The 23,513-nt window shown below is 67.9% G+C and carries 21 protein-coding genes; 12 read left to right on the plus strand and 9 right to left on the minus strand.

Features of this window, described 5'->3' with window-relative positions; genetic code table 11:
- Nucleotides 1-48 precede the first annotated feature (48 nt).
- The 10 genes from EC839_RS13175 (at nucleotide 49) to EC839_RS13220 (ending at nucleotide 8,753) form a co-directional block, all read left to right on the plus strand.
- Nucleotides 49-1,863: an ATP-binding protein gene (locus EC839_RS13175; RefSeq protein WP_039975573.1), complete on the plus strand. Its 1,815-nt coding sequence runs from the start codon at nucleotides 49-51 to the stop codon at nucleotides 1,861-1,863.
- A 30-nt stretch (nucleotides 1,864-1,893) separates the two neighbouring features.
- Nucleotides 1,894-3,315, plus strand: coding sequence for a sigma-54 dependent transcriptional regulator (locus EC839_RS13180; RefSeq protein WP_007160264.1), 1,422 nt, complete (start codon nucleotides 1,894-1,896; stop codon nucleotides 3,313-3,315).
- 112 nt (nucleotides 3,316-3,427) lie between these two features.
- The gene (locus EC839_RS13185) at nucleotides 3,428-4,438 is read left to right on the plus strand and encodes an SIS domain-containing protein (RefSeq protein WP_039975665.1); all 1,011 of its coding nucleotides are present in this window, start codon (nucleotides 3,428-3,430) and stop codon (nucleotides 4,436-4,438) included.
- Nucleotides 4,439-4,665: 227 nt separating this feature from the next.
- On the plus strand, nucleotides 4,666-5,286 hold the full coding sequence (locus tag EC839_RS13190; protein WP_237709543.1) for a helix-turn-helix transcriptional regulator: 621 nt from the start codon (nucleotides 4,666-4,668) through the stop codon (nucleotides 5,284-5,286).
- Nucleotides 5,283-5,666, plus strand: a complete 384-nt coding sequence (gene csgE, locus EC839_RS13195) for a curli production assembly/transport protein CsgE (RefSeq protein ID WP_007160261.1) — start codon at nucleotides 5,283-5,285, stop codon at nucleotides 5,664-5,666. Before EC839_RS13190 ends, csgE begins: the two co-directional genes overlap by 4 nt.
- Nucleotides 5,663-6,070 carry a curli assembly protein CsgF gene (locus EC839_RS13200; protein WP_007160260.1) on the plus strand — a complete coding sequence of 136 codons (408 nt, stop codon included), beginning with the start codon at nucleotides 5,663-5,665 and terminating at the stop codon, nucleotides 6,068-6,070. Before csgE ends, EC839_RS13200 begins: the two co-directional genes overlap by 4 nt.
- A 15-nt stretch (nucleotides 6,071-6,085) precedes the next feature.
- Nucleotides 6,086-6,925 (plus strand): CsgG/HfaB family protein, encoded by an 840-nt coding sequence (locus EC839_RS13205; RefSeq protein WP_007160259.1) that lies wholly within the window; start codon nucleotides 6,086-6,088, stop codon nucleotides 6,923-6,925.
- A 108-nt stretch (nucleotides 6,926-7,033) separates the two neighbouring features.
- Entirely contained in the window at nucleotides 7,034-7,480 is a 447-nt protein-coding gene (locus EC839_RS13210; RefSeq protein WP_039975571.1) for a curli fiber surface-exposed nucleator CsgB, read from the plus strand.
- A 23-nt stretch (nucleotides 7,481-7,503) separates the two neighbouring features.
- On the plus strand, nucleotides 7,504-8,424 hold the full coding sequence (locus tag EC839_RS13215) for a hypothetical protein (protein ID WP_007160257.1): 921 nt from the start codon (nucleotides 7,504-7,506) through the stop codon (nucleotides 8,422-8,424).
- Nucleotides 8,421-8,753 (plus strand): hypothetical protein, encoded by a 333-nt coding sequence (locus tag EC839_RS13220; protein ID WP_007160256.1) that lies wholly within the window; start codon nucleotides 8,421-8,423, stop codon nucleotides 8,751-8,753. The genes EC839_RS13215 and EC839_RS13220 overlap by 4 nt, the downstream gene beginning before the upstream one ends.
- A 32-nt stretch (nucleotides 8,754-8,785) precedes the next feature.
- On the opposite strand, the gene EC839_RS13225 is transcribed toward EC839_RS13220, so the two are convergent.
- Complete coding sequence (locus EC839_RS13225; protein WP_007160255.1) at nucleotides 8,786-9,739, minus strand: homoserine kinase; 954 nt, start codon at nucleotides 9,737-9,739, stop codon at nucleotides 8,786-8,788.
- A gap of 62 nt (nucleotides 9,740-9,801) precedes the next feature.
- A complete protein-coding gene (locus EC839_RS13230; protein ID WP_007160254.1) occupies nucleotides 9,802-10,092 on the minus strand; it encodes a DUF2782 domain-containing protein in 291 nt (96 codons plus the stop codon).
- Between the two features lie 111 nt (nucleotides 10,093-10,203).
- Between EC839_RS13230 and polA the strand changes: the two genes are divergently transcribed.
- The gene (gene polA / locus EC839_RS13235) at nucleotides 10,204-12,951 is read left to right on the plus strand and encodes a DNA polymerase I (protein ID WP_007160253.1); all 2,748 of its coding nucleotides are present in this window, start codon (nucleotides 10,204-10,206) and stop codon (nucleotides 12,949-12,951) included.
- Between the two features lie 173 nt (nucleotides 12,952-13,124).
- Here polA and EC839_RS13240 read toward each other — a convergent pair whose 3' ends face one another.
- From EC839_RS13240 to EC839_RS13270, 7 genes are all read right to left on the minus strand, one after another.
- Nucleotides 13,125-13,925 (minus strand): electron transfer flavoprotein subunit beta, encoded by an 801-nt coding sequence (locus EC839_RS13240; RefSeq protein ID WP_007160252.1) that lies wholly within the window; start codon nucleotides 13,923-13,925, stop codon nucleotides 13,125-13,127.
- Nucleotides 13,915-15,150, minus strand: coding sequence for an electron transfer flavoprotein subunit alpha/FixB family protein (locus tag EC839_RS13245; protein ID WP_007160251.1), 1,236 nt, complete (start codon nucleotides 15,148-15,150; stop codon nucleotides 13,915-13,917). Before EC839_RS13245 ends, EC839_RS13240 begins: the two co-directional genes overlap by 11 nt.
- Nucleotides 15,151-15,364: 214 nt before the next feature.
- A complete protein-coding gene (gene dgcB, locus EC839_RS13250) occupies nucleotides 15,365-17,356 on the minus strand; it encodes a dimethylglycine demethylation protein DgcB (RefSeq protein ID WP_007160250.1) in 1,992 nt (663 codons plus the stop codon).
- A gap of 182 nt (nucleotides 17,357-17,538) precedes the next feature.
- Nucleotides 17,539-19,599, minus strand: a complete 2,061-nt coding sequence (gene dgcA / locus EC839_RS13255; RefSeq protein WP_007160249.1) for a dimethylglycine demethylation protein DgcA — start codon at nucleotides 19,597-19,599, stop codon at nucleotides 17,539-17,541.
- Between the two features lie 105 nt (nucleotides 19,600-19,704).
- Complete coding sequence (locus tag EC839_RS13260) at nucleotides 19,705-20,235, minus strand: DUF5943 domain-containing protein (RefSeq protein ID WP_007160248.1); 531 nt, start codon at nucleotides 20,233-20,235, stop codon at nucleotides 19,705-19,707.
- Nucleotides 20,236-20,323: 88 nt separating this feature from the next.
- Nucleotides 20,324-21,301, minus strand: a complete 978-nt coding sequence (locus tag EC839_RS13265; protein ID WP_007160247.1) for a dipeptidase — start codon at nucleotides 21,299-21,301, stop codon at nucleotides 20,324-20,326.
- Between the two features lie 131 nt (nucleotides 21,302-21,432).
- Nucleotides 21,433-22,419 carry a GlxA family transcriptional regulator gene (locus tag EC839_RS13270; protein ID WP_007160246.1) on the minus strand — a complete coding sequence of 329 codons (987 nt, stop codon included), beginning with the start codon at nucleotides 22,417-22,419 and terminating at the stop codon, nucleotides 21,433-21,435.
- A 155-nt stretch (nucleotides 22,420-22,574) separates the two neighbouring features.
- On the opposite strand from EC839_RS13270, the gene choX reads away from it, so the two are divergent.
- Nucleotides 22,575-23,507 (plus strand): choline ABC transporter substrate-binding protein, encoded by a 933-nt coding sequence (choX, locus tag EC839_RS13275; protein ID WP_007160245.1) that lies wholly within the window; start codon nucleotides 22,575-22,577, stop codon nucleotides 23,505-23,507.
- The last annotated feature ends 6 nt before the right edge of the window (nucleotides 23,508-23,513 follow it).

Below are 23,513 nucleotides of genomic sequence, written 5' to 3' on the forward strand. Positions count from 1 at the left end.
GTCCCGGCTTGGGCATAATGCCGAGACGCCCCCTTACCGTAGCCGCGTATGCCCAAGAGCCCTCACCTTCCCAAGCGCCCCCGCTGGAGCAGTCTGTTGCTGCTGGCCCTGGGTCTGACGCTGCTGCTGATTCCGCTGCGCTATGCGGCCCAGCACTATTACGAAGCGCAACTGGCCGAGCAGAACGGCCAGACCCTGGACCTCTATGTCGCCAACCTGCTAGGCACCCTGCGCCGCTACGAGGTGCTGCCGGATCTGCTGGGCGATCTGCCGGTGCTGCGCCATGCCCTGGAAGACCAGCGTGACGGCAGCGCCCAGGACGCCGCCAGTCAGATGCTGGAAGACATCCGCCAGCGCACCGGGGCGGATGTCATCTACCTGATGCAGGATGACGGCACCTGCCTGGCCAGCTCCAACTATCGCCAGGCGGACAGCTTCGTCGGTCGCGACTTCTCCTTCCGGCCCTATTACAAGGCGGCCATGCAGGGCCAGCCGGGGCGCTTCTTCGGCCTGGGCACCACCTCCAGCAAGCGCGGCTACTATTTCGCCGCAGCCGTGCGTGACGGCGCGCGCGCCATCGGCGTGGTGGTGGTCAAGGTCGATCTGGACAGCGCGGAACGGCTCTGGGGCAACGCACCCGAGCAGTTGCTGGTGACCGATGACCTGGGCGTGGTCATCCTCACCTCCCATGACGCCTGGCGCTTTCGCGCCACCCATCCGCTGGACGAGCGCCAGCGTGAGCAGGTCAATGCCAACCGGCCCTACCCCACCACCAATCCAGCGCCCCTGACCCTAGCGCCCGGCGACTGGCTGACTCAGACCCGCAATCTCGACGAGGTGGGCTGGAAGGCGCAGATCCTGGCACCGCGGGAGATGGTCGAGCGCCAGGTGCGCAGCGCCCTCTACGTCGGCGCGGCGACCCTGCTGGCGCTGCTGCTGTTGCTGGTGGTCATGACCCTACGGCGGCGCCACTTCATTGAGCGCCTGGCGCTGGATGCCCGGGCCAAGCGTGATCTGGAACTGAACGTGGAGGAACGCACCCGCGACCTGCAGACGCTCAATGCGCGGCTGCAGCAGGAGGTCCACGATCGCGAGCAGGCCCAGCGCGAACTCATGCGCGCCCAGGACGAAGCCGTGCAGGCGGGCAAGCTGTCGGCCCTGGGGACCATGTCGGCCAGTATCAGCCACGAACTCAACCAGCCGCTGGCGGCCATCCGCAGCTACACGGAAAACGCCGTGGTGCTGCTCGATCACGATCGCCTGGACGATGCCCGTGGCAATCTCAAGCTGATCGGCGAGCTGACCACGCGCATGGCCAACATCATCGCCCACCTCAAGGCCTATGCCCGCGGCGCCCGCCGCGCGCCGGAGAGCGTGGTGCTGCAGGGCGCCCTGGAAGACGCCCTGGCGCTGGTCGCCGCGCGGCGCCGGGCCATGCAGGTGGAGCTGATCCGCGACCTGCCCGATGCGCCGCTGTGGGTGCAGGCCGGCGAGACCCGCTTGCGCCAGATCATCAGCAACCTGCTGAGCAACGCCCTCGACGCCCTGGCGGAAAAGACCAGCACCCGCCGGCTGTGGCTGACCACGAGCATCGATGAACGCGGCGTGACCCTGATCCTGAGAGACAACGGTCCGGGCTTTTCCAGCGAGGCCCTGGCCCGCGCCCACGAACCCTTCTTCACTACCAAGGCCACCGCCCAGGGCCTCGGCCTGGGCCTGGCGATCTGCGATAACCTGTTGCGCACCCTCGGTGGCCATCTGCACCTGTCCAACCATGGCGACGGTGGCGCCGAGGTGCGTCTCTATCTGCTGCATGGCAAGCCGGGGGTCGCCGCGGTGCCCCAGGAAGAAGTCCGCGGTTGACCGTCCAGCCCTCTACCTTAGGTCCTAGTCATGAGTGCCCTGCCCCCCTTCGATCCCGCCAGCCAGATCCTGCTGATCGACGATGACGCCCACCTGCGCCTGGCCCTGAGCCAGACCCTGGATCTGGCCGGCTTCAAGGTGACCACCCTCGCCGATGCCCGCGAGCTGGAGCTGGCGGCGGTGCGCGACTGGCCCGGCGTGGTGGTCAGCGATATCCGCATGCCCGGCATCGATGGCCTGGAGCTGCTGGCCCAGTTGCACCAGCGCGACGCCGAATTGCCGGTGGTGCTGATCACCGGCCACGGCGACGTGCCCCTGGCGGTCCAGGCCATGCGCGCCGGTGCCTATGACTTCCTGGAAAAGCCCTTTGCCAACGACGCCCTGATCGACAGCGTGCGCCGCGCCCTGGGCGCCCGCCATCTGGTGCTGGAGAACCGCAGCCTGCGCCTGGCCCTGGCCGAACGCCATGAACTGCAGACCCGGCTGATCGGCCAGACCCCGGGCATGGCGCGGTTGCGCGACCAGATCGGCGCCCTCGCCGCGACCCAGGCCGATGTGCTGATCCATGGCGAAACCGGTGCCGGCAAGGAGGTGGTGGCCCGCGCCCTGCACGACCTGTCGAATCGTCGCGACGGCCCCTTCGTCGCCATCAACGCCGGCGCCCTCGCCGAATCCGTGGTGGAAAGCGAACTCTTCGGCCACGAACAGGGCGCCTTCACCGGCGCCCAGAAAAGACGCATCGGCAAGTTCGAATACGCCAGCGGCGGCACCCTCTTTCTCGACGAGATCGAGAGCATGAGCCTGGATGTCCAGGTCAAGCTGCTGCGCCTGTTGCAGGAGCGCAAGGTCGAACGACTCGGCTCCAACCAGCAGATCCCGCTGGATATCCGGGTGGTCGCCGCCACCAAGGAAGACCTGCGCCAGGCCGCCGACCAAGGTCGCTTCCGTGCTGACCTCTACTACCGGCTCAATGTCGCCACCCTGCGCATTCCCGCCCTGCGCGAGCGCAGCGAAGACATCCTGCCCTTGTTCCGCCACTTCGTCCTGGCCGCCGCCCAGCGCCATGGCACCCCGGTGCGCGAGCCCGATGCCGAGCAGCGCGCCGCCCTGATCGCTCACAGCTGGCCGGGCAACGTGCGCGAATTGCAGAACGCCGCCGAGCGCTTCGCTCTGGGACTGGAGCTGGCGCTGGACAACAGCGCCTATGCGCCCCTGGCGCCCATGGCGGCCGCCCCCGTGGCCGCTGCCACGGTGGCGGCAACGCCCGTCGCCGGGCTGGGCGAGCAGGTCGAGGCCTTCGAACGCGAACTCATCCAGCGCGAACTGGCCCGCCCCCACGCCTCCCTGCGCAGCCTGGCCGAAGCCCTGGGCCTGCCGCGCAAGACGCTGTCCGACAAGCTGCGCAAGCACGACCTGCAGTTCACCGGCGGCGCGGCGGACGAGAACGACTAGGCCAAGGTCGGCTGGTCGCGCCTGCCCAGGAGTGGCAGAGTGCGGGACTCAGGCGTCGTGCAACAGACATCGTGTAACAGGCGTTCGCAAGGAGACCCTCTTGACCTCGCTCATGCTCGCAGAAGCCGCCGCCAGCGGCGCGGCGGTCACTCGCCAACTAACGACCATCGACCAGGCCCTGGCGGCGCTGGCCGACGACCTCAGAGCCCACCCGCCGCAGCTGGCGCTGACCGTGGCGCGCGGCAGTTCGGACCATGCGGCGAGCTATTTCGCCTACCTGGCCATGGCCCACCTGGGACTGCCGGTGCTGTCACTGCCGCCCTCGCTGGTGACCCTGCGCCAGGCGCCGCTGCGCGTCGAAGGCCAGCTCGCCCTGGGCTTTTCCCAGTCCGGGCGCAGCCCCGACCTGATCGAGACGCTGTCCGCCTTGGATCGCTACGGCGCCCGCACCGCCGCCCTGGTCAACGAGATCGACTCGCCGCTGGCCCTGGCCTGTCGCCACGCCATCGGCGTGCAGGCCGGGCCCGAACGGAGCGTCGCCGCCACCAAGAGTTTTATCGCCACCCTGGCCGCCGCGGCCCGGCTGATCGCCCACTGGCAGCAGGACGAGACCCTGTTGGCCGCCGGCGCTGCCTTGCCCGAAGCGCTGGATCGCGCAGCCGAGTTGAGCTGGGCGCCGGCACTGCCGGTACTGCGCGACGCCGAGCGCTGCATGGTGGTCGGCCGCGGGCCCGGTTTCGCCATCGCCCAGGAGGCAGCGCTCAAGCTCAAGGAAACCTCGGCGCTGCAGGGCGAGGCCTTCAGCGGCGCCGAATTGCAGCACGGCCCCCTGGCGCTGGTGGAGCGCGGCTATCCGCTACTGATCTTCGCCCTGCGCGGCCCCGAGCAGGCCGGTCTGCTGCAACTGGCGCGGGACCTGCGCGGACGCGGCGCCCGGGTGCTGCTGGCCGCCCCGGACGAGATCGCCGAGCGTGACCTACCCCTTGCCGTCGCCGGCCATCCGGATCTGGACGGCCTGCTGGCGATCCAGAGTTTCTATCGCATGGCCGCCTTGCTGGCCGAGGCCCGGGGTCAGGACCCGGACCAGCCGCGCCACCTGCGCAAGGTCACCCTCACCCGCTGAGACGGTGATCGCCGGCCCAGGCACTCCGGCATCCGGCGCGCCTGGTTTCGCGTTTCAATCCGGAGAGCTAAGTCTTTGGAGCTAGCCGCCGCCGGCTGGTCGACGGGTAATCTGCCAAGCGGTCCACAGAGCCGGTAAGTCGCTGGAAATCGTTCAATTTTTTCTTGTCGCTCCCGGCGATTTGTCTCAGCGTTCGCGCAACGGATGATGAGACAGCCCATATGGACATGCGCGCGATACCTGCGAGCAAGGTCTGCCTGACGACAGGAAACGTCCTGCTGGCAGAACTGCTCAAACCCTTTCTGGAAGAACGCCACGGTATCGAGCTGAGTTGCGCCCGCGAGCTGGACACAGCCGGCGAGGCCGGTCTGGTGCTGGTCGATCTCGGCAGCGTGCCCGAGCCGGCGCTGGAGCGCTGGCTGGAAGGCCTGACGCCGACGGTCACGGTGGCCTTCCTCAACGCCAGCGTCGAACAGGCCCTGCCCTGGGTCGAACGTTTTCCTGCCATTCAGGGTGTGTTCGCCCCCCAGGCCAGTCGCGACCAGCTGCTGCAGGGGCTGGGCGCCCTGCTGGCCGGCGAGGACTGGCTGCCCCGCGCCATCCTGGCCCACCTGCTGCGCCGCTCCCGCGAGCGCCCCAGCATCGCCGCCGACGGCCTGACCCGCCGCGAGCGGGAGATCCTCCGCCTGGTCGGTCGCGGCCTGTCCAACGCCGCCATCGGCGAGACGCTGTGCCTGAGCACCCACACGGTCAAGAGCCACATGCACAACCTGCTGCGCAAGACCGGTGCGGCCAATCGCGCCGAGGCGGCGCTGCGCTTCCATGCCGGGCAGGACCTGCCGGGATGAAGGCGGTCTGGCTGCTGTTCGGCCTGCTGCTGGCCGGACCGCTGCGGGCCGAGGGCGAGCTGATCCAGGGACTGCTGGTGGACAACACCATCTCCCGCTTCGGCCACGACTTCTATCGCCACTTCGCCGACCGCCTCACCGACACCACCGACCTGGATTTCAACCTAGTGGTGCGCGAACGGCCCTCGGCGCGCTGGGGCAGCCTGGTCTGGGTCGAGTACGAGCAGCGGCTGCTCTATCGCCAGTTCATCCCGCCGAACAACAGCGAACTCAAGGGTGCCGCCTACGCCGCGGCGGACCAGGTCCACGAGGGCATCACCCGGCGCCGCCTGGAAAATCTGCTGCAGGACACTTTCGACATGGAAAAGGACGAGTTATGAACGCGCACGCCTGGAAGGCCCTGCCCCTGCTCTGCACCTTGGGCGTCACCCCGGCCATGGCGACCGAACTGGTCTACGCGCCGGTGAATCCGTCCTTTGGCGGCAATCCGCTCAATGGCACCTACCTGCTGAACAACGCCACCGCTCAGGATCGCCACAAGGATCCCGACCTGCGCAGCAGCGCCAGCAGCCAGTCGCCCCTCGAACGCTTCACCAGCCAGCTGGAATCGCGGCTGCTGTCCCAGGTGCTGACCGACATCAAGGACGGCAACTCGGGCACGCTCTCCACCGACCAGTTCATCGTCAACATCGTCGACGACTCCGGCAACCTGACCGTGCAGATCACCGACCGCGGGACCGGGGAGATTTCGGAAATCTCCGTCAACGGCTTCAACCAACCCTGAGCACGGATGCCTGCCATGAACGCCTTTTCCCTGGCGGCGGCCCTGACCGCCGCCCTCGTCCTGACCGGCTGCGTGCGCGACCCCATGCCCGCCGAACAGAACGCCGCGCCGACGCTGACGCCGCGCGCCTCCACCTACTATGACCTGCTGGCGCTGCCGCCGCCCAAGGGCCCGCTGGTGGCCGCCGTCTACGGCTTCCGCGACCAGACCGGGCAATACAAGCCCAATCCGGCCAGTTCCTTTTCCACCGCCGTCACCCAGGGCGCCGGCAGCATGCTGGTGGACGCCCTGCAGGCCAGCGGCTGGTTCGTGGTGCTCGAACGCGAGGGCCTGCAGAATCTGCTGACCGAGCGCAAGATCATCCGCGCCACCCAGAACAAGCCGGATCTGCCGGAAAATCTGCAGCAGGCGCTGCCGTCGCTGCAGGCGGCCAACCTGCTGCTGGAAGGCGGCGTGGTGGCCTATGACACCAACGTCCGCAGCGGCGGCGAAGGGGCGCGCTACCTGGGCATCGGCCTGTCCGAGGAGTACCGGGTGGATCAGGTGACGGTCAATCTGCGCGCCATCGACACCCGCAGCGGCCGGGTGCTGGCCAATGTCATGACCTCCAAGACCATCTATTCCATCGGGCGTCAGGCCGGAGTCTTCAAGTTCATCGAATTCAAGAAGCTGCTCGAAGCCGAGTCCGGCTACACCACCAACGAACCGGCGCAGCTGTGCGTGCTCTCGGCCATCGAGGCGGCGGTCGCCCATCTGGTCGCCCAGGGCGTGGAGCGCCGCCTGTGGCTGGTAGCCGACGGTCGCGATGCGCGGGATCCGGCGCTGACCAAGTACCTGGAGCCGACCCGGCGCTAGGGATTAAGCCGCCAGCCCCGCGGGATTCGCTCCCTGGAGCGATAGCGATGGGCCAGGCGGCTCCGGACAATGCCAGGCGGAGAATCCAAGGCAATGACGGTGACAGAGATGCGCAGCCCAACCCGCGGCCTGGCCGTGGCCCTTGCCCTGGTACTCGGCCTGGACGCCATGGCGGCGGCCGCCGATCTGATGGAGACCGGCGATCTGGGGCAGGCGCCCGCGGCCGGGCGCGACGCCGCCATTCGCCAGCTCGGCGTAGGCAACCAGGCGCTCATCGACCAGCGTGGCACCGCCCTGCGTGCGCAGGTCGCCCAGAGCGGCGCTGCCCAGGAAGCCCGCATCCTGCAGGATGGCACGGAACTGAGCGCGGTCATCCTCCAGGGCGGCTACGGCAACGTCGCGCGCATCGAGCAGCTCGGTAGCGGCAACCAGGCCGACATCCTGCAACTCGGCGTCCAGGGCAACGCCCGCATCGAACAGCACGGCTCGGGCCTGTCCAGCCGCATCGTCCAGTACGGAAGCAACCAGAACACGGTGGTACGCCAGTACCGCTGATGGCACTCATGGAGATCAGACAGATGTTTCTACTCAGGCCCCTGGCCGCCCTGACGCTGGCCCTCGTGGCGGCCAACGCCCTCGCCCAGAACAGCACCGCCACCGTCCAGCAGGACGGCAACAGCGGCACCATCACCCTGGACCAGAGTGGCCCCGGCAACAGCGCGTCGCTCTATCAGCTGCAGGGCGAAGGCAACGCGATCAGCGTGGTCCAGACCGGTGCCAGCAGCGCCACCATCACTCAGGGCGGTGACGTCTACGGCTACGCCCAGGGCAACGTGGCGAGTCTGCGCCAGGAGGGCGGCAGCAACGTCCATACCCTGACCCAGGACGGCTTCGGCAACCAGGCCACCGTCGCCTCCATGGGCAGCAACAGCGGCATCCTGGTCCAGTCGGCCTCCAGTGCCCAGCTGACCCTGGAGCAGAACGGCGACAACAACCAGGTCCGGGTCGACCAGAGCGGCGATGCCGTGACGGCCTCCCTCAGTCAGTCCGGCACCGACAACCGCATCGACCTGACCCAGCAGGGCTACTCGGTCGACACCGTGGAGCTGACCCAGCGCGGCCAGGCCAATGTCGCCACGGTGCTCTCCTCCGGCAAGTTCAACGAACTGAGCTTTACCCAGGACGGCAATCGCAACACCCTGAACGTCAACCAGGCCGGCCGCGGCAACCGCTTCAGCGGCAGCTCCACCGGCGACGACAACCTGGCCAGCGTCACCGTCCAGGGCGACAGCAACCAGACCAGCATCGTCCAGACCGGCAACGGTAACGAGGCGCGTCTCGACGTCACCAGCGCCATCAGCACGGCCAGCGTCAGCCAGGTCGGCGACAGCAACCGCGCGAGCATCCTGCAGACCTCGGCCAACTTCAACGGCTTCAACGACAGCGCGCAGATCTCGCAGAGCGGCTTCGGCAACAGCGCCACCATCAACCAGCGGTGAAGCGCAGCGCCTGGCTGCTCGCGGCCCTCCTGCCCCTGGCGGGAGGCGCCGCGGCCAGCGCCCGCCTGGAGGTGCAGCCGCACCCGGCGGGCGCTCAGGTGGAGCTGTGCTTCGCCGGCGTAGACGCGCCCCTGCGTTACGAACTCATCGTCGAATTGCACGGCCCGGGGGGCGTCGCTCGCACCCGCCAGGCCGGCGAGGCCAGGGGCGATGGCTGCCCGGTCACCACGCGGCTGGGTGCCGCGCCGGGCAGTCTGATCGAGGCGAGGTTAAGTTGGCAGCGACAGGGCCAGGCGCAGCCCGCCATCGAGCGACGCCTACAGCTGTAGCTCGGCACAGAGGTTCCACGTGGAACCCTGGGCTACAGGGTCAGCGGCAATTCCAGCGGGGTCTGCTGCCGCGCCGCCAGGCGCTGCTGGAATTCGGCCGGATCATGGATCAGCACGTCCTGACCGGCGAAGGCCTGAGCGGCGATCAGGCGTGACAGCCAGAAGCGCACGCAGGCGACCCGCAGCAGCACCGGCCACAACTCGGCTTCGCGCGGCGTGAAGTGGCGGTCGGCGGCATAGGCCGCCAGCAGCGCCCGGGCGCGTGGCAGGTCCAGCGCGCCGCTCTCGGTGGAGCACCAGTCGTTCACCGTGATGGCGAGGTCATAGAGCATCCAGCCGGAACTGGCGTTGTAGAAGTCGATGACGCCCGACAGCCGGGGGCCGTCGAACATCACGTTGTCGCGGAACAGGTCGCCGTGGAGATTGGCCTCGGGCAGCGGCGGCTGCTCGCTGAGCAGTTCGCGGATCTCCGCCAGGGTGCGCTCCAGCAACGGCCGGGTGGTCGCGTCCAGGGTCGGCGCCAGGCGCTTGCCTTCGGCCAGCATCCAGGCCAGGCCACGATCACTGGCGCGCTCGATGCGTTTTTCACCCGCAGTAGCCCGGTGCAGATGGCCCAACAGGTGGCCGACTTCGCTGCAGTGATGGGGATTGGGCGCGCGTTCGTGGCGACCGGCCAGGCGCGGTTGCAGCAGCGCCGGCTTGCCGGCCAGCTCGCGCAGGGCCTGACCATCCTGGGTGCGCACCGCATAGGGCACCGGCAGGTCGGCGTCGTGGAGGACGTCGAGCAGTTCGATGAAGAACGGCATCTCCGCCACCGGACCGCGCTCCACCAGGGTCAGCACGAATTCGCCGCCTTCCAGGCTGATGAAGTAGTTGGTGTTTTCCGAGCCCTCGGCGATGCCCCGGAAATCCCGCAGCCGGCCCAGGCCATAGGGCGCGAGAAAGGCTTCGAGGGTGGAACGATCGAGGGGCGTGAAGACGGACATGACGGGGCCTGGCGGAGGAATGTGCGAGCGGCGCGCAGTTTACCGGTCCAGGCGCCTTGCGCCTACCAGCTGAACAGGCGCCAGCTGGGGACGTGCAGGGTCGGCTTGTCGTTGGCGGCGGTGCTGCTGCCATCGGCGGGCACTAGTTCGTAGGCCGCGCCATGCTTGGGGATGACCCGGGTGGACTGCAGCACGCCGCGGATGCGCGTCTCCTCGATGGTCTGGTCGCCGGCCTGGTAGCGGATCACCTTGATCTCGTCAGGCAGGGGCTTTTCCCCCGGTGGCAGCGGCTCCGCGGCCTGGACCAGCGGCGCCAGCAGCAACGCGGCGAAGAGGAAGCGACGAGCACCCATGGTAACCTTTGACCTTTTGAACGGAGCGAGTGGTCGATTCTAGAACCCGGCCCAGTTGTCGTCGAGACTGGCCGGACAGACGCCGCACACGCCACGACAAAGGTTTAGACCATGAGCCACGCCCCTCTCGTCCTGGTGGACGGTTCCTCCTATCTCTATCGCGCCTTCCATGCCCTGCCGCCGCTGATGACTTCCACCGGCAAGCCGACCGGCGCGGTGAAGGGCGTGCTCAACATGCTGCTCTCGCTGCGCCGCCAGTATCCGGACAGCCTCTTCGCGGTGGTCTTCGACGCCAAGGGCCCGACCTTCCGCGACGAACTCTTCGCCGACTACAAGGCCCAGCGCCCGGCCATGCCCGACGACCTGCGCGGCCAGGTCGAGCCGCTGCACGCCTGCATCCGCGCCCTGGGCCTGCCGCTGCTGGCGATCGAAGGGGTGGAAGCCGACGACGTCATCGGCACCCTTGCCCGCCATTGCGCTAGCGCCGAGCGCCCGGTGGTGATCTCCACCGGCGACAAGGACATGGCCCAGCTGGTCTGCCCCTATGTCACCCTGGTCAACACCATGAGCGGCAGCGTGCTGGACGTGGAAGGGGTCAGGACCAAGTTCGGCGTGGGTCCGGAGCTGATCATCGACTACCTGGCGCTGATGGGCGACAAGATCGACAACATCCCCGGGGTGCCCGGGGTGGGCGAGAAGACCGCCGCCGGCCTGCTCAACGGCATCGGCGGTGGCCTGGATACCCTCTACGCCAACCTCGACGCCGTGGCCGCCCTGCCCCTGCGCGGCGCCAAGTCGCTGGCCGCCAAGCTGGACCAGCATCGCGAGCAGGCCTATCTGTCCTACCAGCTGGCGACCATCAAGCTGGACGTGCCGCTGGACCTCACCTTCGAGGAGCTCCACGTCGGCGAGCCCCATGTGGAAGCCCTGATGGCGCTCTACCAAGAGCTGGAATTCAAGTCCTGGCTGGATGACCTGATCCGCGACACCAAGCGCCAGGGCGCGCCCCTGCCGCTGGCCGAGGATGCCGCCACCACCCAGGTGGAAACCCATTACGACACCGTGCTGGAACAGGCCGACTTCGACGCCTGGCTGGCGCGCCTGCAGGCCGCCGACTGCTTCGCCTTCGACACCGAGACCACCAGCATCGACGCCCAGCGCGCTGACCTCGTGGGCCTGTCCTTTGCCGTGGCGCCGGGCCAGGCCGCCTATGTGCCCCTGGCCCACAGCTACATGGGCGCGCCGACCCAGCTCGCGCTGGAGCCGGTGCTGGCCGCGCTCAAGCCGCTGCTGGAAGACCCTAAGAAGCTCAAGGTGATGCAGCACGGCAAGTATGACCTCAATGTGCTGACCCGCTACGGCATCTCGATCCAGGGCATCGCCTTCGACACCATGCTCGAATCCTATGTGCTGGACGCCACCGGCACCCGTCACGACATGGACAGCCTGGCGCTTAAGTACCTGGGTCACAGCACCATCCGTTTCGAGGACATCGCCGGCAAGGGCGCCAAGCAGCTGACCTTCGACCAGATCGCCATCGAGCAGGCTGGCCCCTACGCAGCCGAGGATGCCGATGTCACCCTGCGCCTGCACGAGACCCTCTGGCCCAGGCTGGAAGCCGTGCCAGGCCTGGCGGCGGTGCTGCGCGACATCGAGATGCCACTGGTGCCGGCACTGGCGCGCATCGAGCGCAACGGCGCCCTGGTGGATTCGGCGCTGCTCGGGGTACAGAGCCGCGAGCTGGGCGAGAAGATGATCGCCCTGGAAAAGGAGGCCTATGAGCTGGCCGGCCAGGAATTCAACCTGGGTTCGCCCAAGCAGCTGGGCGAGATCCTCTTCGTCAAGCTGGGCCTGCCGGTGGTCAGCAAGACCGCCTCCGGCCAGCCCTCCACCGCCGAGGCGGTGCTGCAGGAACTGGCCGACCAGGACTTCCCGCTGCCCAAGGTGCTGATGCAGTACCGGCAGATGAGCAAGCTCAAGAGCACCTACACCGACAAGCTGCCGCAGCAGATCAATCCGCGCACCGGACGCATCCACACCAGCTACCACCAGGCGGTGACGGCGACCGGTCGGCTGTCTTCCAGCGACCCGAATCTGCAGAACATTCCGATCCGCACCGCCGAGGGCCGGCGCATCCGCCAGGCCTTCGTCGCGCCCCAGGGCTATCGCCTGCTGGCGGCGGACTATTCGCAGATCGAACTGCGCATCATGGCCCATCTGGCCCAGGACGAAGGCCTGCTGCACGCCTTCCAGAACGATCTGGACGTGCACCGCGCCACCGCCGCCGAGGTGATGGGCGTGCCCTTGGAAGAGGTCAGCAACGAGGACCGTCGCCGCGCCAAGGCCATCAACTTCGGCCTGATCTACGGCATGAGCGCTTTTGGCCTGGCCAAGCAGATCGGCGTCGGCCGGGCCGAGGCCCAGGCCTATATCGATCGCTATTTCCAGCGCTATCCGGGGGTGCTGGCCTATATGGAGCGCACCCGCGCCCAGGTGGTGGACCAGGGCTATGTGGAGACCCTCTATGGCCGCCGGCTGTATCTGCCGGACATCCACTCCAAGAACCAGGGCCTGCGTCGGGCAGCCGAACGGGCGGCAATCAATGCGCCCATGCAGGGCACCGCGGCGGACATCATCAAGCGCGCCATGATCGCCGTGGACGGCTGGCTGCAATCGGCCCCGGAGCTGGATGCCCGGGTGATCCTGCAGGTACACGACGAACTGGTGCTGGAGGTCCGCGAAGACCAGGTGGAGCTGCTGCGCGAAGGCCTGCTGCCGCTGATGAGCGGCGCCGGCGAGCTGGACGTGCCGCTGCTGGTGGAGTCGGGAGTGGGTGGTAACTGGGATGAGGCGCACTGATAGGCGTCGGAGGTTGGGATCGTTGGGCTTCGCAGGCTCAGCCCAACCTACGGTTCCTGCACGTCGTGGTAGCTCCTTAGCGTGGAAAACGGCGCAGCCCTTTCCACCTGAAACTCAGGTGCCAAGGGCGCCCTCACCTCGACCCTCTTCCCAAGGTAGAGGGGATCACAGCTTCAACGCACCACGCCTTCCTCGCGCAACACCTTGAAGATGGCGGCTGCTGCGGCTTCCGGGGTCAGGTCCTTGAGGACCTGGCCACCATCACCGGAGGCCTTGGCCGTGGCGGCCTTGAAGCGATCGGCGGCGGTCTTGGCCTTGATCACCTTGAGGCGCTTGGGACGGGCCTTGGCGGGCTGCAGTTCGCCGCTGTCGAACAGGCTGTCCTGCACGATCTCGGTGGTCTCGACCTGCAGTTCGCCCCGCCGGGCGGGACCGAAGGCGCTCTGCCGGGGCGCCGGGGCGGCGCTGTCGACGCTGGCGACGAAGGGCAGCCGTACCCGCAGGCGCCGCCGCTGGCCGCGCGGCAGAGCCTGGAGCACCGTGGCCTGGCCACCTTCCACGGCTTCCACCGCGGCAAGGCCGACCACCAGCGGCCAGCCGAGGGTCTCGGCCAGCAGATAGGGCAAGAGGCCCGAGCCCTCGCCGGTTTCCGCCTGGCTGCCGGTCAGCACCAGCCCGGCGCCGACGTCGCGCAGGGTATCGCCGAGGGCCGGCAGGGCATCGGCGCCCGCGGGTTGTTCCAGCACGTGCAGGGCCGGCACGCCCATGCCCAGATAGCCACGCAGGGCCTCTTCGGCGGGATCACCGGCGTGCAGCACGCGCAGCTTGTCGCCGACCAGGCGCAGGCCCAGTTCGACGGCGCGAGCATCCTGTTCCGCCCGCCGGGCCCGCCCGGAGGTGGGATGGGCGCCGACGGAGACCAGGGCCACGACCTTGACGCCGTCCAGCGACGGCAGCTTTTGCTCAGGCGACATCCTGCAACTCCCCTGTCCGCTGTTGTTCGACCAGCCGCGCCAGGGCGGCCAGGATGGCGTCACCGTTGCCGATCACCGAGAGATCCGCGCGCTTGACCATGTCGCAGCCCGGATTGGTGTTGATGGCGATGACCTTGTCGCAACTGGCGATGCCCTGCAGGTGCTGCACGGCGCCGGAGATGCCCACCGCCAGATAGACCCGGGCGGTGACCCAGGTCCCGGTCGCACCGACCTGACGATTGCGCGGCATGTGGCCGTCGTCCACCGCCACCCGCGAGGCGCCTTCGGTGGCACCGAGGATGGCGGCGGTGCTGTGGAACAGACTCCAGTCGCGGATGCCGTTGCCGCCGGAGAGGATGAATTCGGCCTCGCCCAGGGGAATCTGCATGGGGTCGACCGCGACCGGGCCGAGGTCCTCGATGCGTGGCAGGTGGCGGGCGATGTTGCCGCCGAGCGCGACCGGCAGGACCTCGTGACGGGTCTCGCCGACCGGCTCCGCGCATTCCGGCAGGGCCAGCACCAGGCGCGGCAGCGGCTGCTGCAGATCCTGGCGACCGGCACCGGCGCGGCCGGTGGCCAGACCATCCTTGACCTGCCAGACGCGGGTGGCGGGACGCTCGTGAAGGGCCGCGCCCAGGCGCCGACCCAGTTCGCCGCCACCGCTGCGGCTGTCGGGCAGCAGCCAGTGACGTGGCTGCAGTTCGTTGTTTACCGCGCGCAGCGCCAGCACCCGCTGCTCGGGGGCATAGCCCTGGAATTGCTCGCCGTCCAGATGCAGCAGGCGATCCACCCCGGCGGTATCGAAGGCGGTTTCCTTGACCTCGCCGAAGACCACCGCCAGCACGGCGCCCTCGGCGCCGGCCAGTTGCCGGGCCAGGCCCAGCAGGTCACGGTCGTGGGCGGTCAGTCGACCGCTGACCAGGTCCGGGACCACGGCGATGTAGAAGGCCGGTTCGGCGATGCGGTGCAGCGGCAGCTGTTCTTCCACCGCCTGGGCGGCGCCACGGCGGCCGCCGCCCTGCTGGGCGCCGCTGCGATCGATCCGCTTGACGCCCTGGGGGCCGACAAAGCCGGCCGCCGCGGCATGGGGATTCTTGCGGACCAGGCCATTGGGGCCCATCCAGCGGACTTCGGCCTCGGCGCTGCTGGCGATACTGGCGTGCAGCGGATGCAGACGGTTGCGCGCGATCCACTCGCGGCGCGGATCGCGACGGATGATGCTCATGCTGGGCGCTCCGTTTGGAAATGGCAGGTGAGGTGCGCGGTGGGCCCCTCACCCCAGCCCTCTCCCCTGAGGGGAGAGGGGGTAAAAGAAAGCGGCAGGCCTGCCAGATGGCTTTTCCCGGTGCTACAGGCGAACGCCGGAACTGGCCGGACACCGGTAGCCATCCCCTCTCCCCTCGGGGAGAGGGCCAGGGAGAGGGGGCCCCGACGCCCACTCACGACAGGGCCTCCGCCACCGGCCGCCGCGCGGCCGCCGGCTTGCTGTCCACCGGCGCCTCGACGATGGCCTCGGCCACCAGTTCGGCGATGTCCTTGATCTCCGGACGCGGGGCGACCACGCCTTCCAGCATCAGGGTGCACTGGGGGCAGCCCACGGCCACCAGCTCGGCGCCGGTTTCCTTGATGTCGGCCATGCGCATGTCGGGGATCCGCTGCTTGCCGGGGATGTCGGTGATGGGGGCGCCACCGCCACCGCCGCAGCAGCGCGAACGGAAGCCGGAACGCTCCATCTCCTTGACCGCGATGCCCAGCGCCTTGAGCACCGCGCGCGGCGCCTCGTACTCGCCGTTGTAGCGGCCCAGGTAGCAGGGATCATGATAGGTGATGGTGGCGCCCTGCTCGGCCAGGGCGTGCTGGCCCAGGTGCAGGGTGCCGCGGCTGAGCAGGGTCTCGATGAAGGTGCTGTGGTGCTGCACCTGGTAGTTGCCGCCTAGGGCACCGTATTCGTTCTTGAGCATATGGAAGCTGTGCGGATCGCAGGAGACGATGGTCTGGAAGCGATACTTGCCCAAGGTCTCGATGTTGCGCCTGGCCAGTTGCTGGAAGGTCGCCTCGTCGCCCAGGCGGCGGGCCACGTCACCGCTGTCGCGCTCTTCCAGGCCGAGCACGGCGAAGTCTACCTTGGCCGCCTTGAGCACCTTAACGAAGGCGCGCAAAGTGCGCTGGTTGCGCATGTCGAAGGCGCCATCGCCGACCCAGAACAGCACCTCGGCTTGGCCCTTGTCCTTCATCAGCGGCAGGTCCAGGTCAGCGGCCCAGTTCAGGCGGCCACCGGGGGCGAAGCCGCCGGGGTTGTCGGTGGCGATGAGATTTTCCAGCACCTCGGCGCCCTTGTTCGGCGTCTCGCCGCGTTCCAGGGTCAGGTGCCGGCGCATGTCGACGATGGCATCGACATGCTCGATCATCATCGGGCACTCCTCAACGCAAGCGCGGCAGGTGGTGCAGGACCAGAGGGTCTCGGCGTCCACCAGGGCCTTGCCCTGGCGGGCGACGATGGGCAGGTGCGGACCGCCGGCATGCTCGCCGACCGGCTTGCCCGGATAGGGCGAGCCGAAATAACGGGCATCGCTGCCACCCTTGAGGCCGATCACCATGTCTTGGATCAGCTTCTTGGGATTGAGCGGCTGGCCGGCGGCGAAAGCCGGACACATGGCTTCGCAGCGACCGCACTGGACGCAAGCGTCGAAGCCGAGCAGCTGGTTCCAGGTGAAGTCGGCGGGTTTTTCCACGCCCAACGGCGCCTTGGGGTCGTGTAGGTCCAGCGCCTTGAGGCCGCTGGAGCGGGCGGCGCTGGCGTTGTGCGGGGTGCTGAAGCGCTCGGCGCGACGGTGCCAGGCCAGGTGCAGGGCACCGGCGAAGGCGTGCTTGATGGGACCGCCCCAGGTCATGCCGAGGAACAGCTCGGACACGCCCCAGGCCACGCCCACCGCCAGCACGGCGGCCAACAGCCAGCCCCCAAAGTCCGGCGGCAGGATGCCGGCGACCGGCAGGGTGGCAATGAAGAAGCTCGCGGCAAAGGCCAGCAGGCTCTTGGGCAGGCGCATCCAGGGGCCCTTGGACAGCCGCGCCGGCGGGTTGCGGCGGCGCTTGGCGACGAACAGGGCGCCGGTGAACATGCAGGCGGTGGCCACCAGCAGCGCCCAGCCGAGGATACGGCTGTGCAGGCCGAAGCCGTGCACCAAGATGGCCAGCAGCGCCGCCAGGACGAAACCGCCAGCGGTGGCCACGTGGGTCTTGGAGATGTACTTGTCGCGGTCGACCACGTGGTGCAGATCCACCAGGTAGCGCCGCGGCATCTTCAGCAGCCCGCCCAGCCAGTCGACCTCGGCCGGACGCCCCTGTCGCCAGAGGCTGAAGCGGCGCACGGCACCGATCACGGTGAGGGCCAGGGCGGCGAAGAGCAGGATGGGGAGGATGGTACTGAGCATTGCGGGTCTCCCTACGGGACCTCGGGTGGCGGCGGATTACCTCCTCTCCCTGGGGAGAAAGCCGAGATGGGAGCCTGAGTTCACGCCAAGGCGTCAGCTAGGCCCCTCACCCCTGCCCTCTCCCTCAGGGAGAGGGGGCTGTCCGTGCCGACCGGACGTTGCGAACCCTCACGGGGCGTGTCTTAGAAGTCCTTGCACAGGCGCAGGGCGTCGTAGATGGCGGCGTGGGTGTTGCGCTGGGCCACGCAGTCGCCGATCCGGTAGAGCAGGTAACCGTTGCCGGTCTCGTTCAACGCCGGCTGTGGCTCGATGGCGAACAGCGCCTCGATGTCCATCTGGCCCTTGTTGCGCGAGTCTTCCTTGAGGGCGTAGTAGAGCCCTTCGTCCGGGCGCACGCCGTTCTCGATGACGATCTGGTCGACCACGCGCTCTTCGCGGGCGCCGGTGTATTCGTTTTCCAGCACCGCGACCTTCTTGTCGCCCTCGGCGTAGACCTTTTCCAGCATCAGGTCGCCGGTCATGATCACTTCCTTGGGATAGAGGCTGCGGTAGTAGGTCGGGAAGGTGGTCCCGCCGATGGCCACGCCCGGCTTGATGTCGTCGGTGACGATCTCGACCTGGGCGCCCTTGTCGGCCAAGTAGTCGGCCACCGACATGCCGGTGAATTCGCAGATGGTGTCGTACACCAGCACGTTCTTGCCCGGCTCGACCTTGCCCGAGAGGATGTCCCAGCTGCTGACGACCAGGCCGTCGGCGGCGTGCCAATGATCGACCTGCTCCAGGAAGGGATGGCCGCCGTTGGCGAGGATCACGATGTCCGGACGCAGGTCGAGGATGGTCGCCGGATCGGCGGCGGTGCCCAGGCGCAGGTCGATGCCCAGGCGCGCCAGTTCCAGCTGGTACCAGCGGGTGATGCCGGCGATCTGGTCGCGCTGCGGGGCACGGGAGGCCAGGGTGATCTGGCCGCCGAGCTGCTCCTGCTTCTCGAACAGGGTGACGTCATGACCCCGCTCGGCCGAGACGCGCGCGGCCTCCATGCCGGCCGGGCCGCCGCCGACGATGACCACCTTGCGCTTGGGCCCGGTGGACTTCTCGATGATGTGCGGCAGGCCCATGTATTCGCGGCTGGTGGCGGCGTTCTGGATGCACAGCACGTCCAGGCCGTTGTACTGGCGGTCGATGCAGTAGTTGGCGCCGACGCACTGACGGATCTGGTCGATCTGCCCCATCTTGATCTTGGTGATCAGGTGCGGATCGGCGATGTGGGCGCGGGTCATGCCGACCATGTCGACGTAGCCGCCCTCGAGGATGCGGGTGGCCTGGTTCGGGTCCTTGATGTTCTGGGCGTGCAGCACCGGTACGTTGACCACTTCCTTGATGCCCGCGGCCAGGTGCAGGAAGGGCTCCGGCGGAAAGGTCATGTTGGGGATGACGTTGGCCAGGGTGTTGTGGGTGTCGCAGCCCGAGCCGACCACGCCGATGAAGTCGAGCATGCCGGTGTCGCTGTAGTACTTGGCGATCTGCTTCATGTCGTCGTGGGACAGACCGTCCGGGTGGAATTCGTCGCCGGTGATGCGCATGCCGACGCAGAAGTCGTCACCGACCTCGGCGCGTACGGCCTTGAGCACTTCCAGGCCAAATCTCATGCGGTTCTCGAAGCTGCCGCCCCACTCGTCGGTGCGCTTGTTGACGCGCGGCGACCAGAACTGATCGATCATGTGCTGGTGCACAGCGGACAGCTCGACGCCGTCCAGGCCGCCGGCCTTGGCCCGGCGGGCCGCCTGGGCGAAGTTGCCGATCACCCGCCAGATCTCTTCCGGCTCGATGGTCTTGCAGGTGGCGCGGTGCACGGGCTCGCGGATACCCGACGGCGACATCAGGGTCGGCCAGTGGCCGCCGTCCCAACGCGAACGGCGCCCCATGTGGGTGATCTGGATCATGATCTTGGCGCCGTGCTTGTGCATGGCGTCGGCCAGATTCTGGAAGTGCGGAATGATGCGGTCGGTGGAGAGGTTGACCGAACTCCACCAGTGCTGCGGGCTGTCGATGGCGACCACCGAGGACCCCCCGCAGATGGCCAGGCCGATGCCGCCCTTGGCCTTCTCTTCGTAATACTTGACGTAACGCTCGGTGGTCATGCCGCCGTCGGTGGCATAGACCTCGGCGTGGGCCGTGGAGAGTACGCGGTTGCGGATGGTGAGCTTGCCGATCTGGATCGGCTGGAACATTGCTTCGAAGGCCATGACCTTCTCCTCGATCGGCTGGTGCGCGGTCTTGAGCCGCGCTCTTGCTCTAGGGTGTCGCTGGGGTGGCGGCGAGCGGGTCGGCGGCCACCCGGGGGCGTGGCGTTACTTCGGCCGGGTGACGAACAGGCCGTCGTCGTGGCCTTCTTCGGAGCCGCTGTATTCCTGGACGGTGACGGTGCGGATGGCACTGCCCTTGGCGGCCAGGATCTGGTCGATGGCGCCGGAGAACCAGCCGGTGAACATGTAGTCGACCTTGCGATTGACCTTGCCGTAGACGTAGACGAAGGCGGAGTGCTTGAGCTTGACCTCGGCATAGCCGGTGTCCAGGTCGAGCTTCTGGGTCTCGAACAGGCCCCAGCCACGCTGCGACAGGCGCTTCATGTAGTGCTCGAACACAGCGGCACCGTGGATGCCATGGCACTCGGCTTCCTTCTCGCACCAGTGCCAGGCGGACTTGTAGCCGGCCTTGTAGAGGATCTCGGCGTATTTGTCGGCGCCCAGGACTTCTTCGATGCCCATGTGGTTATTGACGAAGAAGTGCCGGGGTACGTACAGCATCGGCAGGGCGTCGGTGGTCCAGACGCCGGTTTCGTCGTCGACCTGGATGGGCATTTCGGGGGCGTGGCTGGCCATGCGGGTACTCCAGAACAGAGGGTCGTAGGTCGGATCGAGCGCTAGCGAAGCCCGACGATCACAAAGGGGTGGAAAGGGTTCGTCGGGATCACTCGCCCCAGACTTCGCCGAGGATGCGCATCCAGTTCTCGCCCATGACCTTACGCACGGTGCGCTCGGGCATGCCGCGCTTGAGCAGGGTCTCGGTCAGGTTGGGGAATTCGCCCACGGTGCGGATGCCCAGCGGGTTGACGATCTTGCCGAAGTTGGTCAGGCGACGGGCGTAGCCCTTGTCGTGGGTCAGCCACTCGAAGAAGTCATGGCCGTGGCCCTGGGTGAAGTCGGTACCGATGCCGATGGAGTCTTCGCCCACCAGGTTCATCACGTACTCGATGGCCTCGGCGTAGTCATCGATGGTCGAATCGATGCCCTTGGCCAAGAAGGGGGCGAACATGGTCACGCCGACGAAGCCGCCGCGGTCGGCGATGAACTTGAGCTCCTCGTCCGACTTGTTGCGCGGATGCTCCTTCAGGCCGGACGGCAGGCAGTGGGAGTAGCAGACCGGCTTCTTGGATTCGAGTATGACTTCCTCGCTGGTCTTGGAGCCGACGTGGGAGAGGTCGCACATGATGCCGACGCGGTTCATCTCGGCGACGATCTCGCGACCGAAGCCGGACAGGCCGCCGTCACGCTCGTAGCAGCCGGTGCCCACCAGGTTCTGGGTGTTGTAGCACATCTGCACGATGCCCACGCCGAGCTGCTTGAAGATCTCGACGTAGCCGATCTGGTCTTCGAAGGCGTGGGCGTTCTGGAAGCCGAACAGGATGCCGGTCTTGCCCTGGGCCTTGGCCTGGCGGATCTCGGCGGTGGTGCGCACCTGGACCACTAGGTCGCTGCACTCGCGGATCAGCTTCTGGCTCGCGGCGATGTTGTTGACCGTGGCCTGGAAGCCCTCCCATACCGAGACGGTGCAGTTGGCGGCGGTCAGGCCACCCTTGCGCATGTCTTCGAAGAGTTCGCGGTTCCACTTGGCGATGATCAGCCCGTCGATGACGATGCTGTCGGCGTGGAGTTCGGTGGCATTCATGACGGGCTCCGGCGTTGGTCTCGCGCCGGAACGGGTGCCGGCGATTCGAGGCCAGCATAGCCCCGGGGTCCTGGCCGACCGGATGCAAAAACGACAGGGGTATCACCAGAAGCGTCAGTGACCGGGTCGGCCTACCCCGGCGGCAGGCCGGCAGCCGCCGCCGCAAGCTCCGGCGCCGACGACCGGTGCGGCCGATCTTCCCGCGGACTCAGGCCGAAGCGCTGGCGGTAGCAGCGGGAGAAATAGGACGCGGACTCGAAGCCGCAGGCCAGGGCGACGTCCAGCACGCTGGCCTCCCCCTGCTGCAGCAGCTGGCGGGCCCGGTCCAGGCGCAACTGCAGATAGAAGGTGGAGGGGGTCGTCTGCAGGTGGAGGCGGAACAGCCGCTCCAGTTGGCGGCGGGTCACCTGGATGCCGGCGGCCAGTTCCAGGGTGCCCAGGGGCGTCTCGGTGTGGCGCTCCATGCGCTCCACCACGCGGATCAGCTTGCGGTTGGCGATACCGTAGCGCTGCGCCACCTGCAGCCGCTGGTGCTCGCGCGGCGGGCGAATGCGCCCGAGCACGAATTGCTCGGAGACCTGCACCGCCAGTTCGCTGCCGTGGCTGCGGCCGATCAGTTCCAGCAGCAGGTCGAGGCTGGCCGTGCCGCCGGCGCAGGTGATGCGGCCGCGGTCGATCTCGAACAGCTCGCCGGTCACCTCGAGCTGCGGCCAGGCTTCGCGAAAGGCCGCCACTGCCTCCCAGTGCAGGGTAACGCGATAGCCGTCCAGCAGCCCGGCGCGAGCCAGTACCAGGGCGCCGGTGTCGATGCCGCCCAGAGGATGGCCATGACGGGCGACCTGGCGCAGCCAGCTGGCAAGGCCATCGTCGTAATGGGCCAGGGGCTCGAAACCGGCCACCACGAACAGGGTGGTGCCCGCTTCCAGGGCGTCGAGGCCGCCATCGACATTGACCGACATGCCGTTGCTGGCGGTCACCGCCGCGCCCTCGCGGCCAAGGATGCGCCAGCCGTAGCTGCCCGGGCGAAAGCGGTTGGCCACCCGCAGGGGCTCCAGAGTGGCGATGAAGCCCAGGGCGGAAAAGCCGGGCAGCAGGAGAAAGGCAAAGGACTGCGGCATGGGTGGGGCGTCCTCGGTAACGATTGGCTGTTGCAAGCAAGAAGGTCGCCAGGGTGCAAATTCCGGTCGTCGGACTGCACATGGTGGCTAGGCGAGGCGCCTAGGGTAGAAGGCAATCGGCAGTCATCCCCGCCCGCCGCCCCAGGGAGTTCGTCATGCCCAACAAGACCCTAAGCGCCACCCTCCTCACCTGCGGCCTACTGGTCGCCACCCTTGGCAGCGCCCGCGCCGCCGATCCCGACAGTTGCCAGACCGTACGGATGGGCATCGTCGGCTGGACCGACGTGGTCGCCACCAGTGCCCTGGCCGAGGTCATGCTCGAAGGCCTCGGCTACGGGGTGAAGCCGACCACCGCCTCCCAGCAGATCATCATGGCGGCCATGGGCGACAAGAATCTGGATGTGTTCCTCGGCTACTGGCAGCCAACCATGCAGCCGGTGGTGCAGCCCTTCGTCGACAAGGGCCAGGTCAAGGTACTGACCCCACCGCTGCTGGCCGATGCCCAATCCACCTTCGCAGTGCCCGAGTACGTCTATGAAGGGGGGCTGAAGACCTTTGCCGACATCGCCCGCTTCAAGGACAAGCTCGGCGGCAAGATCTACGGCATCGAGCCGGGCAGCGGCGCCAACCGCGGCACCGCCGAGATGATCAAAACCGACCGTTTCGGCCTCAAGGACTTCCAGCTGGTGGAGTCCAGCGAGGCGGGCATGCTCACCGCCGTGCGCCGCGCCGAGAAGCGCAAGGAATGGATCGTCTTCTTTGGCTGGAAGCCGCATCCGATGAACCTGCAGATCAAGATGCGCTACCTGACCGGCAGCGAAGACGTCTTCGGCCCCAACGAAGGCCAGGCCACGGTCTCGGTGGTGACCACCGCCGACTATCCGCAGCGCTGCGCCAACGTCCAGCGCCTGCTTAGCAATCTGCACATGGACAGTGCCGAGGTCAGTGCCGTGATGGCGCCCATCCTGGAGCGCACCGCGCCCAAGGACGCCGCCCGCGCCTGGCTCAAGGACAACCCGCAACGCCTCGACGCCTTTCTCCAGGGCGTGACCACCCGTACCGGCCAGCCCGCCGCTCTCAAGCTCTGATCGCCC

Source organism: Pseudomonas sp. JUb52, assembly GCF_004341115.1.
GTDB classification, from domain to species: Bacteria; Pseudomonadota; Gammaproteobacteria; order Pseudomonadales; family Pseudomonadaceae; genus Chryseomonas; species Chryseomonas oryzihabitans.